This is a genomic window from Mixta theicola, assembly GCF_002895925.1.
Classification (GTDB): domain Bacteria; phylum Pseudomonadota; class Gammaproteobacteria; order Enterobacterales; family Enterobacteriaceae; genus Mixta; species Mixta theicola.
The window spans coordinates 23,782-36,268 of the sequence record NZ_NWUO01000011.1 but is presented as its reverse complement, the minus strand read 5'-3'; the positions used below and the strand labels follow the sequence as shown (position 1 = coordinate 36,268).

10 protein-coding genes are annotated in these 12,487 nt (G+C 56.2%); 3 read left to right on the top strand and 7 right to left on the bottom strand.

Features of this window, described 5'->3' with window-relative positions:
• The first annotated feature begins 41 nt into the window (after nucleotides 1–41).
• Nucleotides 42–311, top strand: a complete 270-nt coding sequence (gene yhcN, locus COO59_RS14690; protein WP_103060522.1) for a peroxide/acid stress response protein YhcN — start codon at nucleotides 42–44, stop codon at nucleotides 309–311.
• An 88-nt stretch (nucleotides 312–399) separates the two neighbouring features.
• The gene (yhcN, locus tag COO59_RS14685) at nucleotides 400–663 is read left to right on the top strand and encodes a peroxide/acid stress response protein YhcN (protein ID WP_103060521.1); all 264 of its coding nucleotides are present in this window, start codon (nucleotides 400–402) and stop codon (nucleotides 661–663) included.
• 52 nt (nucleotides 664–715) lie between these two features.
• On the opposite strand, the gene COO59_RS14680 is transcribed toward yhcN (COO59_RS14685), so the two are convergent.
• The 5 genes from COO59_RS14680 to aaeX form a co-directional block, all read right to left on the bottom strand.
• Nucleotides 716–1,000 carry a barstar family protein gene (locus COO59_RS14680; RefSeq protein ID WP_103060520.1) on the bottom strand — a complete coding sequence of 95 codons (285 nt, stop codon included), beginning with the start codon at nucleotides 998–1,000 and terminating at the stop codon, nucleotides 716–718.
• A 48-nt stretch (nucleotides 1,001–1,048) separates the two neighbouring features.
• Nucleotides 1,049–2,500 carry an NAD-dependent succinate-semialdehyde dehydrogenase gene (locus COO59_RS14675; RefSeq protein ID WP_103060519.1) on the bottom strand — a complete coding sequence of 484 codons (1,452 nt, stop codon included), beginning with the start codon at nucleotides 2,498–2,500 and terminating at the stop codon, nucleotides 1,049–1,051.
• Nucleotides 2,501–2,632: 132 nt separating this feature from the next.
• The gene (gene aaeB / locus COO59_RS14670; protein ID WP_103060518.1) at nucleotides 2,633–4,597 is read right to left on the bottom strand and encodes a p-hydroxybenzoic acid efflux pump subunit AaeB; all 1,965 of its coding nucleotides are present in this window, start codon (nucleotides 4,595–4,597) and stop codon (nucleotides 2,633–2,635) included.
• 11 nt (nucleotides 4,598–4,608) lie between these two features.
• Nucleotides 4,609–5,541, bottom strand: a complete 933-nt coding sequence (aaeA, locus tag COO59_RS14665; protein WP_103060517.1) for a p-hydroxybenzoic acid efflux pump subunit AaeA — start codon at nucleotides 5,539–5,541, stop codon at nucleotides 4,609–4,611.
• A gap of 8 nt (nucleotides 5,542–5,549) precedes the next feature.
• Nucleotides 5,550–5,753 carry a p-hydroxybenzoic acid efflux pump operon protein AaeX gene (aaeX, locus tag COO59_RS14660; RefSeq protein WP_103060516.1) on the bottom strand — a complete coding sequence of 68 codons (204 nt, stop codon included), beginning with the start codon at nucleotides 5,751–5,753 and terminating at the stop codon, nucleotides 5,550–5,552.
• Between the two features lie 270 nt (nucleotides 5,754–6,023).
• Here aaeX and aaeR point away from each other — a divergent pair, with 270 nt between their 5' ends.
• Nucleotides 6,024–6,944 (top strand): HTH-type transcriptional activator AaeR, encoded by a 921-nt coding sequence (gene aaeR, locus COO59_RS14655; RefSeq protein WP_103060515.1) that lies wholly within the window; start codon nucleotides 6,024–6,026, stop codon nucleotides 6,942–6,944.
• Nucleotides 6,945–6,979: 35 nt separating this feature from the next.
• On the opposite strand, the gene tldD is transcribed toward aaeR, so the two are convergent.
• Both tldD and yhdP read right to left on the bottom strand, forming a co-directional pair.
• Nucleotides 6,980–8,425, bottom strand: a complete 1,446-nt coding sequence (gene tldD, locus COO59_RS14650; RefSeq protein WP_103060514.1) for a metalloprotease TldD — start codon at nucleotides 8,423–8,425, stop codon at nucleotides 6,980–6,982.
• A gap of 64 nt (nucleotides 8,426–8,489) precedes the next feature.
• Nucleotides 8,490–12,314 carry an AsmA2 domain-containing protein YhdP gene (yhdP, locus tag COO59_RS14645; protein WP_103060513.1) on the bottom strand — a complete coding sequence of 1,275 codons (3,825 nt, stop codon included), beginning with the start codon at nucleotides 12,312–12,314 and terminating at the stop codon, nucleotides 8,490–8,492.
• Between the last annotated feature and the right edge of the window lie 173 nt (nucleotides 12,315–12,487).

Sequence of the window (12,487 nt, the reverse complement as noted above, 5' to 3'; positions counted from 1 at the left end):
GCCATCCCGGCTGCCGTAACATCGATATTCAGGAGTAAAAAATGAAAACCACATTTACCTTTGCTGCTTTAGGTCTGGCTTCCGTACTTTCATTCGGCGCAGCCGCAGCCGATCTGGTAACGCAACAAGAGGCTGCCAGCCAAAACCTACAGCCGATCGGCACCATTTCCGTTAGCGGTATTGATGCCAGCCCCACCACTATTCGCCAGCATCTGGCTCAGAAAGCGGATAAAGAAGGCGCTTCGGCCTACCGCGTTGTTGAGGCTTATACCAACGGTAACTACCACGCTACCGCTGTAATTTATCAATAATTAGCGGGCCTGAAGGCCTGAGCGTGGCATCGATGACCGGGGCCTGATGTGGTAACCGTAGGTTGTTGATCACACGAAGAGATGAACAATGACAATCAAAACGGCGATTAATGCTCTTGGCCTGCTGACGCTGGTAACCTTTGGCGCTTGTGCTGCTGAACAGGTTAGCCAGCAGCAGGCGCAAAATTTGCAGTCTACGGGGATTATCACCGTGAGCGGTGCTGGCGGGTCGCCAATGGATCAGCAGGCACGACTCGCTGAAAAAGCCGATGCACAGGGCGCTCATGCTTATCGCATTATCGAAGCACGCAGCGGCAATAGCTGGCATGTCACGGCAGAACTCTATAAGTAATTCCTCGTCAGCTACCTGACGAACCCTTTGGCCCTGTCGTTTGGGGCCTTTTTTATTGGCTTTTCGCCTGACGAACATTAAAGCGGAACTTTCCTTCCAGCTCTTCTTCTGCCTCCTCAAACAGCAAAATCAGCGCGCCATAGCGGCGTTTTTGCCCGGCGCCTAAATGAATAAACTCAATTTCTACCGGTAACGGCAGCCGGGATTCCGTCACGGCATCCCATAATGAATCCAGGTCGACAATTAACCGATCGCTAAGCGCAAAGCGCTCGCTGAACTGGCGATAAAAGTGCGCCTGATCGACGATCTCATTAAAATCAAAACTCTCTTTCTTCATGCCGGCTGCTCCTTAATACGCAATTGGGCGCCTGCGCGCCCAATCTGCTTACAGGCCACCAATATGCAGGGCTTTTACTTCCAGATACTCTTCCATACCCAGTACCGAGCCTTCACGTCCCAGCCCGGACTCTTTTACGCCGCCGAAAGGTGCCAGTTCGGTTGATACCGCACACTCATTGATGCCAATCATGCCGCTTTCCAGCGCCGAGGAGACCCGAAATACCCGCTGCAGGTTTTGCGTATAAAAGTAGGCCGCCAGACCATACTCCGTGGCATTCGCCCGGCGGATAACCTCATCCTCATGGGTAAAACGAAAACAGGCCGCAACCGGGCCGAAGGTCTCCTCGCGGGCCAACTTCATCTCTTCACTGGCATCGGCGATCACCGTTGGCTGCCAAAAGTTGCCGCCCAGCGCATGTCGTGCGCCGCCGGTCACGATACGGCCGCCCTTCGCCTGCGCATCCTTTACATGTTCCTCAACTTTTTCTACCGCCGCGTGATTGATTAACGGACCAACCACGACGCCCTCATCCATGCCGTTGCCAACCTTCAGCTTGTTGACCTCTGTCGCCAGCTGATTAACGAAACGATCGTAAACCGCATCGTGAATAAAAAAGCGATTTACGCTGACGCAAACCTGCCCGGCATTACGGAATTTATTTGCTATCGCCCCTTTAACCGCAGCATCAATATCCGCATCCTCAAACACGATATAAGGAGCGTTGCCGCCTAATTCCATAGAGATTTTTTTCATCGTTTCCGCAGCGTTACGCATCAGCGTTTTGCCCACGGCGGTTGAGCCGGTAAAAGAGATTTTGCGCACTGCGCCGCTGGCCATAATGGCGTCGCTGATGGCGTGGGTATCGCCGGCAACGCCATTCAGCACCCCATCGGGCACGCCCGCTTTTTGCGCCAGCGCCAGCAGCGCAAAGGCGGAAAGCGGCGTGTTGTTGGCCGGTTTGATAATGCCGGTACAGCCGGCGGCCAGCGCGGGCCCAAGCTTACGCGTCAGCATCGCCATCGGAAAATTCCACGGCGTAATCGCGGCTACCACGCCAATGGGTTCACGGGTTGCCAGAATGCGCGCGCCGCTTTTGGCTGGCGGAATAATTTCGCCATTAACGCGCTTGGCCTGCTCGGCAAACCACTGAATAAAGCTGGCGGCATACTCCACTTCGCCTTCCGCCTCTTTCAGCGGTTTGCCCTGTTCAGCCGTCATCAGCCGCCCCAGCCAGCTTTTATTTTCAATCATCAGCTGATACCAGCGATAAAGGATCTCTGACCGCTGTTTCGCCGTCAGGGCCCGCCAGGCGGGAAAAGCCCGCTCGGCCGCCGCAATAGCCTGCTCCGTCTCGCGCTTACCGCCTTTAGCAACGCGGGCAATGACTTCTCCGGTAGCCGGATTAAGCACATCAAAGGTTTCGCTCAGGGTTTGCCACTGGCCGTTAATCAGACAGCCCGTCTGGAATAGCTCATGATCTTGCAGGGAATGGGTCATTTTACGCTCCTGTTTTTGTCATCCTGTTGTGCCAAGTATAGTTGGCAAAGCCTGGGCCTTCGGTTTCAGCGCAGCAGGAAAACGGGGAAAACAGGTGAAAAGGCCGGTGCCAGAGGAGCACCGGCGGCAGGATCAAATATTGATCAGGGTATTCTGATATTTTTTCAGCATATCGGCCAGACGCTGTACCGGCTCGGTAACGCTTAGCGGCGCCTGATACTGCCGGAGCTTTTCCTGATAGGAATCAAACTCGCGCAGCAGCTTTTGATAGTAGTAACGTCGCTTGTCATCGCTACGCGAAGCGATTACCCGGTCGGCGGTATAGCGTAGCTGCTTATGAAACGCGGAAAGATCGGCGTTCACCGGGATCTCCGCATTACGCAACCGCTGATGTCCGATAATCAGGGTCAGCGCCAGCCGGTATTTATTAATATCGCCGGGAAACAGGTTCAACAGTAAAAACAGCTGCTGATAAAGCGCGGGCAGATGATTCTCTTTACGTCGCGCCTGATTGGTGGTCAGGGCCGATACCGCCGCATACATAAAGCGATTCAGCAGGGTACGTCCGGTGCGCGCGCGTGATTTATCGCGGATAAGCAGGATCACCATCAGCGCCACGAAACAGCCGATAACCTGGCCCAGCGCGCTATCAAGAAACGCATTCACCGAGAATGACATCGGGTTATCCAGCACCAGGATATTAAGCGTGCCGACAAACGCCCCGAGCGTGCCTATCTGCCGACGCTGAATAAAGATACCGGCGACAAACGCCAGCGCGCCGATGGCGATACACAGCAGCAGCATACTCTGCTGCGTAGAGGGCATAATCACCATAAAGTAGAGCGCGCCCAACGGTATCGCGACCGTCATGCCGTAAAGAAAGTCTTTCGCCATCATCAGCGGATTTGGCGCACGCATCGCCAGCGCGGTAATGACCGCCAGCATCAGCATACAGCCACTGCCGGAAGTCCAGCCGCTATACAGCCAGAACAGCGTACCCAGCGCCGTAGCAACGAAAGTGCGGATGCCGTTAATCATCGCATGATGGGTTTCCGCCGAGCGTGCGCGCACCACTTCCACCTCTTTACTCAGCAGGGCTTCTTCCTGCTGATTAATGCGGGTGTTGGTTTGCACGCCTTTTAACAGCATCAGATACTGCGTCGCGGCTCCTACCCAGCTCACCAGCGTAATTGGCGTACTTTTACTGCCGGATGTGCTTATCACGCGCCGTAAATTTTTCAGATGTTTGTGCAGATCGCTAAGGTTATCGGCCTCTTTTTCCAGCAGAACGCGATACTGCGGCGGGATATATTCCGGACGGGTGTTTTGGATCAGAAAGGTTTCCGCCGCCTGGGTAATCAAGGTTAACGAAAGCGTATGCATTCCTTTCAGACGACGATTTGCCCGCCGCCAGCGTGATGATTCCATATTCAGCTGGCTGCGCATACCGTTAAGCGTGGTGGTACGACGCACCAGGTTGCCCCACGCCTTATCCACCTCTTCTTTATCGCCGTGGGCTACGCAGATCTGCAGCAGGCGATACTGCTCCAGCAGCAGCGTTTCGATCTCTTTATCAATCACCTTCTTGATCGATCGCGGCGAGAAGATCATATCCGCCAAAATCGCCGAGATGATACCAATAATAATCTCACTGCAGCGTTCTACCGCAAACTGCGGTGCCAGCATCGGCGTGCCGGCGGATAAATCAACGCTGACCACGATAATCAGCGCGGTATAGCCCGCCAGCCCCAGCGCATAGGAGTTTTCAACCCGAATTAAAGAGGAAAGCCAGACGCAGAATCCCGCCCAGATACAGCAGAGCAGCATCATGACCACCGGCGCGCGGATGGCGACGATCATAATCACCAACGCCGCCAGGCAGCCCAGAAAGGTGCCGATAATACGCAGCATGCCGCGATGGCGCAGCGCGCCGGAGTAAGGATCGCCACCCGCAGCAAAGGCGGTGCCGCCGGCGACAATGCCGGCGGTCATCACCGCCCAGCGCGGCGTTTCCAGATTAAAGTGAAAGCCAATTAGCAGCGCGATAAGGATGGCGCAAGTCAGCTTAACCGGAAAGCGTAACCGTTCGAGTTGCATCACGCCCTCGCTTAACCGAACTCACGCAGGCGATGCAGCAGCCGGGTCAGCGGTGATTCTGGTTTCTGCTCACGATCTTTCTCACCGGTTACCACGATAGTGGCGGTTGTGCCCGCCGGATAAAGGTTACCCGGTTGCCGATCGAGCCGGATCTTGACCGGTACGCGCTGCGCCAGACGCACCCATTCCAGATTAGAATCGATGGTTGCCATTCCTTTGCTATCGACGCTGCTGCTGCTGTTGGTCACGCCAGCGGCTACCGAATCAACCGTACCGCGCAGTACGCGATCGCTGCCCAGCGGCGTGATCTCTGCACGGTAGCCGGGGCGAATGCCTTCCAGCTTGGTCTCTTCCATATAGGCTATCACGTAGTAAGAGTTCTGTTTTACCAGCGCCACCGACGTGGTGCCGCGCGTAATAAACTCACCGGTAAAAACGTTGAGGTTGGTGACCCAGCCATTTGCCGGCGCGCGGATTACCGTCCGCTCCAGATCCAGCTTCGCCAGATCGCGCGAGGCCTGCGACTTCGCCATCTGATGTTCGGCGGTTTGCAGATCGTTATTGGATTGTTCGATCGCTTCACGCGACATGGCGACCACGCCCAGCTGATTACGCCGGGCCGCTTCGCGACGTTTCTCGTTAACCAGCGCCTGGTAATACTGTACATCCGCCTCCGCTTCCGCGAGCGCTTTCTCAAAACGCGGCTGGTCGATGGTAAACAGCACATCGCCCTTCTTCACCAGCTGGTTATCATGCACGCGCACGTCGGTAATCAGACCGGTAACGTCAGGCGCGATAGCGACCACGTCAGCGGTAAATTTAGCGTCTCGTGTCCAGGGCGATTCGGTATAAAAAGCCCAGGCACGGAAAATAACCACCACGGCGATAACAACCAGAATCAGGGTAATGGCATAGCGCGCAATTTTTCTTATTAGAGCTTTCACTTAAAACCTCAGACGAACAGACGGGATACTAAATAAAATAGGCAGCAGTAGAGTGCGGTATTAAATAGCGCCGGATGCCAGACAAAATCATACAGGCCGACCGGCAGCAGTACGCGGCGTACCAGCCAGAACAGCAAGAGCGAGACAATGATTTCAAAAAATATGGGCGGGAAAGAGAGCCCAAATATGACGATAACCGGTAACACACTCATCTTTTATCCTTATTGATACGTAACCGGGTCTTACCGTTATGCCAGTACGAAACGGCCTGCGAATACAGGAAGTTTCATATTACGGGTTGATGATGATCGGACGACAGGTACACTGTCAGACGAATATCAGCACCTAAAGCATAGCGTGTAGTTAGTGCCCTGGCACAAAAGGTGAGTCACCAGACGGCAACCCGGCGTCGTATAGTAACGCGCCTGACTATAAGTAATCTACATAATGTGATCTAAATCACTTTTAAGCCAGAGTGAATAATGGAACGACTTAAGGGTATGTCAGTTTTTGCCAAAGTGGTTGAATTAGGGTCATTTACTGCCGCTGCGCGTCAGCTACAGATGAGCGTCTCTTCAATAAGCCAAATTGTCTCCAGGCTGGAGGATGGGCTGCAGGTTAAATTGCTGAATCGCAGCACCCGCAGCATTGGACTTACCGAGGCGGGCCGCATCTATTATCAGGGCTGTCGCCGGATGCTGACGGAAGTGCATCAGGTTCATGAACAGCTCTATGCGTTTAATAACTCGCCGATTGGCACGCTGCGCATTGGCAGCTCATCGACTATGGCGCAAAACGTCCTGGCCAGTATGACGGCGGAAATGCTGCAGGAATATCCCGGCCTGACGGTAAATCTGGTGACCGGCATTCCGGCTCCCGATCTAATTGCCGACGGGCTGGACGTGGTTATTCGGGTCGGCGCGTTACAGGATTCCAGCCTGTTTTCCCGGCGGCTGGGCTCAATGCCGATGGTGGTTTGCGCCGCGAAGCACTATCTTGAGCAGCACGGTACGCCCGATAAGCCTGCCGATATTGCCAATTTTTCGTGGCTGGAATATAGCGTAAGGCCGGACAGCGATTTCGAACTTATCGCGCCGGAAGGGATTAGCACGCACCTTTCGCCACAGGGGCGCTTTGTCACCAATGATTCACAGACGCTGATCCGCTGGCTGAAGGCAGGCTGCGGTATCGCTTATGTTCCGCTGATGTGGGTAATTGAAGAGATTAAGGCGGGCGAGGTAGAGATCCTGTTTAGCCGCTATCAGTCAGATCCGCGACCGGTATATGCCCTTTATACGCAGAAAGATAAGCTGCCGCTAAAGGTACAGGTGTGTATTGATTATCTCAGCGCCTGGTTTAAAAAAGTGGCGCAAATCTATCAGGAACATCGCAACGGCGGTTGAATCCCCTGGCAGAGAGCCTGCCAGGGGACGGTAAATCAGGCAGTGCCGCCAACGGTCAAACGATCCAGCTTCAGCGTCGGCTGGCCGACGCCTACCGGCAGGCTTTGCCCTTCCTTACCGCATACGCCCACGCCTTTATCCAGCGCCAGGTCGTTACCGACCATAGAAATCTGCTGCATGGCTTCAATACCGGAGCCAATCAGCGTGGCGCCTTTTACCGGACGCGTCACTTTCCCTTTTTCGATCAGATAGGCTTCTGAAGTAGAGAAAACAAATTTGCCGGAAGTGATGTCCACCTGTCCGCCGCCGAAGTTAGGCGCGTAAAGGCCATAGTCCACGCTTTCAATAATTTCCTGCGGCGTGGACTGCCCGGCCAGCATATAGGTATTGGTCATACGCGGCATCGGCAGATGCGCATAGGATTCGCGGCGGCCGTTACCGGTGGGCTTAACGCCCATCAGACGCGCGTTGAGCTTATCCTGCATATAGCCTTTCAGCACGCCGTTTTCGATCAGCACGTTGTACTGGCCCGGCACGCCTTCATCATCAATAGCTAACGAACCGCGCAGGCCGTCCAGCGTACCGTCATCAACCACCGTACAAAGTTCAGAGGCCACCAGCTTGCCCATCTGACCGCTAAACACCGAGGTGCCGCGCCGGTTGAAATCGCCTTCCAGCCCATGCCCGACCGCTTCGTGCAGCAGTACGCCAGGCCAGCCGGCGCCCAGCACTACCGGGACTGAACCCGCAGGCGCCGCCACGGCGGAGAGGTTGACCAACGCCATGCGTACCGCTTCGCGCGCCCAGCGCTCCGCCCGCACTTCGCCCGCTTCATCAGCCAGGAAGAAATCGTAGCCGGTACGCCCGCCGCCACCGCTGGAGCCGCGCTCGCGCTTGCCGTCATCTTCCACCAGCACGCTAACCGACAGGCGCACCAGCGGACGAACGTCTGCCGCCAGCGTGCCGTCAGTGGCCGCCACCAGCACCAGCTCATAAACGCCGGTCAGGCTGGCGCTGACCTCCTGTACGCGCTTATCCGCCGAGCGCGCCGCGCTATCGACGCGGTGCAGCAGGGCAATTTTTTCTTCACGCGACAGGCTTTGTAAAGGATCGAAGGAGGGATAAAGCGCCTGGTGCGTTACCGCAGCCAGCGCCTGCGCCTTGCCGTTGCCCTGTTCACGGACAATGCTGCGTGCGGCCTGCGCGCTCAGCTGCAGCGCATTCAGGGTAATCTGATCGGCATAGGCGAAGCCGGTTTTTTCGCCGCTAACGGCGCGTACCCCAACGCCCTGATCGATATTCCAGGAGCCGTCTTTAATAATGCGGTCTTCCAGCACCCAGGATTCATGATAGCTGGACTGGAAATAGAGATCGGCATAATCCAGGCGACGTTCTGAAAGCTGCCCAAGCAGGGTGAACAAATCCTGCTGATTGATGTTGTTCGCAGTTAGCAATTGCTCACTTACCAGATTCAGACTCATCGTTTCTCACTCGTTATGTGACATTATTGCTATAGCCTGCGGTAATTCCCCTGCGGCGTCAAATTCACTTCGCGCTCTTTTCGCGCGGTTTGCGCAACACTTCGTTAATTTCCGGCTTATCTATAGGCCCGCTGATGTGGTAACGCAGCAGCGAAATTTTGTTCCACAGCGGTCCCAGCACCTTGCTGGCAGCAAAAACCGCCGCGCCGACCACCGGATTGATCACGAACGCGGTCGCGACCCCTACCGAAGCAGAGATTTCAGGCGCGACGACCGCTTCCATATCAATCTGCCGCTGCACCAGATCCAGCTTGCCCTGCATGGCGATATCCGCCTCCAGCCCATCGATCAGCAGATTGTCGGTTTGCATAACGCCGTCTTTGATCCATGCCGTGCCGTTAATCGAGTCAAACCAGAAGCCTTCGCTAAAGGTATCGCTAAAATCGAGACGCAGTTTGCGCAGCAGCGCATCAAAGCTAACCAGACGCAGCAGCTGACCGGCGCGTCCACTGTTGACATCGGCGATTTGCCCTTTCCCAAAGTGGGTTTTCAGCACGCCGCTTAGCGAGGATGCCGCTGGCTGCCAGGGCGCCGCGCGCCAGTGTAAATCATATTCCAGAGCGAAAGGTGCATCGCGCAGCGGCGTATTCACGCCAAACCAGTTGGTCGCATTATTGATATTGCTGCCGCTCAGCCTGCCTTTAAGCGAGGTGCGCTGTTCATCAGGGCGATTAACCCACTCCCCGCTAACGCTCAGGCGCGAACTGCCGGTATCCACCAGGCCGTCGGTCAGCGCTAACGTATCATTCTGCGGCGTCAGGTTAGCCTGGATGCGTCCGAACTTTTGTCCGCGCAGCCAGCAGTCGTCACAGTTGATTTGCAACGCTGGCCAGCCGGCAAAGTCAGCAGGCATGCTTTCCTGCGGCAAAGCCGGTGACGAGGCATCGCTGCCGTGCCATTCAGGGTTGTAATAGAGCCGGTCAAGATGCACGCGCCACGGACCGCGGGCGGGAATATCCAGCCTGCCGTTAATTTCACGCCCCTGCGCATCGGCCTGCATTCCTCCGGTCATCAGCTGACGCAGCGTAACCTGCGTATCGTGCCACTGCTGCCCCGCCAGCTGGAGAACTGGCGTACTCAGCGTAATATCGCCAGGAAGCCTGTTGCGGCTGATGGCGCTGCTGCCCGGTTTTGACGTGGCTTTCTGCGTTCCGCCGTCGGCCATCAGCAGTTTTAGCCAGCTGTCGCCGTCCAGCGGCGGCAGATGCAGCAACATTCCGCGCGTATCCGGTAAGGCTGGCGTGCTTTTCGCATCGTTCAGCCAGATACCGCGATCGAGGCGCAGCTGTTTACCGAGCAGCCAGCGGCTGTTAAAGCGCTGCTGATTAGCCACCACGCCCTGTAAGTCAAAGTGCTGCAGGTCGCCGACTGCCGTTACCTGCAGCGGCAACGCATCCCCGCGTATTTTTCCCAGCGGAGAAGGTAAGTTACTGCTTATATTCTTCAGGTCGCCAGAGAGGTTAATTTTATAATTCGCTCCGCCCTGATGCGGTAGCGTAATGGCGACGTCGCCCTGCCAGGGAAGATTGCCTTTCAGCTGTCGGCTTACGCCTGCGGGTAACGGTGAGAGTTTATTAACCTGCCAGTCTGCCGCCAGATTAACGCCGATTTGATAATCCTGCGGACGCTCCTCGGTATGGAAATTAACGTTAACCGGCTGCCCAAACCAGCTGGCCCGCAGCGTATCGCTGTGCAGGTTGCCGTTATCATAGGTAAAGCTGCCGTTAAGCGCGGTTAACCGGCTATTAAGCGGGACGATAAACAGGGCGTTATCGGCGAGCTGCACATCGCCACGCGCATGTACCTGTTTGCCATCCAGCGGAATATCCAGCTGCAGATGCCCGCCGGTTTGTCCGCTCAGCTGCAGCTCATCCAGCGCCGCGCCCAGTGAAGATCGCAGCGGCGTCTGGTTAAAGTAGTCGCGAATATTAGCCGCCTCGCCGCGCAGATCGCCGTTAACGATCAGCTTCTCTTTCAGGTAGTCCGGGATCACGGCGCTGACATTATTCGCCTGCACCTTGCCGAGCATCGCCTGCTTCGCCGTCATCCACAGGCCATCATTAACGAAGTCGAGATCGATATCCATGTTCTCGATAGTCGGCCAGCCAGGCTGAAAAGCATAGCTGGCCCGACGCAGCGGCACCGATACTTCAAACATGCCTTCATTATGGCGGAAGGGGAACAGTTTCGGGTTGCCGGCAAACAGCAGCGTGGCGTTAGCAGCCTGACCACTTTTAATCGCGCCGCTGAGATAGTCGGTTAAGCGGGTTCCCATTAGAGGTTCAGGGAAATAACGCCAGGCATCACCGGCATCGGTTACGTTAATACCGGCCAGAATATCGAGGCGCGGCGGCAGTCCCGCTCCCTGCCGATAGCTGAAATCCCCTCTGGCCCACAGTGAGCGCGCCTGCACATCAAGATTTTTGCCCTGCAGCGCCAGCGCGTTTTCACTACGCTGCCAGCTTAGCGTTCCGGTTGCGCGTTTAACTTCCAGCGGCGCCCGGAACATGGTGCCGTAAGGCATTACCGCATCATTAACGCCAATATCCAGACGTCCATCCGGCAGGCTGCCGCTCAGTTTGCCGGTGGCATGCTGCGTGCCGGGCAGCAGCTGCCAGTGCTGCCAGCTTAAATCGTGCCAGCGCGCCTGGAAACGGCTTTGCTCCGGCTGCTGCAGCGGAATATCCAGCGCCAGCGCATCGATTTGCCCCTGCGGCTGCAGGGTACGCCAGTTTTCCAGCAGCTGCGGCGTCAGGCGAGAGAATAACGGAATTAACGGCTCCAGCCGCTGAAGATTAAGCCCGGTGGCGCGCACGCGCAGCTCTTCCACGCTTTGCGGCTCCGGACCGATAGTGTGCTGCGGTAGCCAGGCCAGAGAAAAATGCCCTTCTGGCCACGGCTGACCGTCGGTACGTAGGCTGTTTTGCGGTACGGTTAATGTCCAGCCGCTGCGCCAACGCGCCAGATGCATCGTCAGGTTATCCACCTCCAGCAGATGCGGTTGCTTATCGCCCTGCCAGCGCGCGCCCCCCTGTTTCAGCCAGACATCACCATCATAGACTTCCCCCTCCTTCAGGCTAAGCCAGGCGGCCAGACTGAAGCGCGCGCTCTGAAGCGTGGTGTTATCGCGCATCCATCGCCCCAGCCAGGGCTTCAGGTCCATATCATCCGCCTGTAGCCAGATGCGCCCATCGTTCAGCAGGCCGTTTTCATCATGCAGATCTAAGCGTACCTGTACCACGCCATGTTGGCCGGTAAAGCTGGAGAGGCTGACTTCCCCTTCCGCACGGTGACGCGCTTTTTCATTCAGCCAGCTCAGACGCGGGATCGTCAGCTCGGCGCGCTGCCCGGAAAGCGTCTGGAAACGAATACGGCTATCGCGCAGATCAAAATGATCGAACTGCCGCAGGAAAAGTTCGTTGATTTGTCCCGCCTTCAGCGTGTGGTTATGTTCATCATTGCTGATAAGCGGCGAAAGGCTATCGAGATCGAGCTGCCAGAAGGTCAGCTCACGAAACTGCCAGCGGGCATGCAGCAGAGACTGCCAGACATCCAGCGCCAGCGTAACGCGGCCAATATCCAGCGAACCGCCGTCAGGCAGGGAAACCGCCAGCCGATGCATATCCAGCGTTGGGCCAAAGTTTTCCCAACGCCCCTGCAGCGAGGCGGCATCGATTTTTAAACCGGTCGCAGAGGAAACGGCGCTGAACAGCGCACTGCGATGGTGTTTTAACTGCGGCATCACCAGCCGCAAGCCACTGACCAGTAGCGCAACGATAACGATTACCGCAGCGCCTGTAAGTAACAGGATCCTGGGCAGTTGCCTCACACTCCTCTCCTTGTTTTGCGCAAACTGAACGGATGAATAAGCTGGCTCATATTCCCGAACGTGCCGTTGCAGCAGTCAGGGAGAATCAGGTCAGCGGAGTTTACCTGAAACAGACGCGCATTTTTAGCGCTTGACTGGAGAGAAATCGTCAATTGCCGACCAAAATATTAACC

Bases quoted from the DNA above. Each gene is read 5' to 3' on its own strand.
- yhcN (WP_103060522.1), top strand. From the start codon at position 42: ATGAAAACCACATTTACCTTTGCTGCTTTAGGTCTGGCTTCCGTACTT.
- yhcN (WP_103060521.1), top strand. From the start codon at position 400: ATGACAATCAAAACGGCGATTAATGCTCTTGGCCTGCTGACGCTGGTA.
- COO59_RS14680 (WP_103060520.1), bottom strand. From the start codon at position 1,000: ATGAAGAAAGAGAGTTTTGATTTTAATGAGATCGTCGATCAGGCGCAC.
- COO59_RS14675 (WP_103060519.1), bottom strand. From the start codon at position 2,500: ATGACCCATTCCCTGCAAGATCATGAGCTATTCCAGACGGGCTGTCTG.
- aaeB (WP_103060518.1), bottom strand. From the start codon at position 4,597: ATGCAACTCGAACGGTTACGCTTTCCGGTTAAGCTGACTTGCGCCATC.
- aaeX (WP_103060516.1), bottom strand. From the start codon at position 5,753: ATGAGTGTGTTACCGGTTATCGTCATATTTGGGCTCTCTTTCCCGCCC.
- aaeR (WP_103060515.1), top strand. From the start codon at position 6,024: ATGGAACGACTTAAGGGTATGTCAGTTTTTGCCAAAGTGGTTGAATTA.
- tldD (WP_103060514.1), bottom strand. From the start codon at position 8,425: ATGAGTCTGAATCTGGTAAGTGAGCAATTGCTAACTGCGAACAACATC.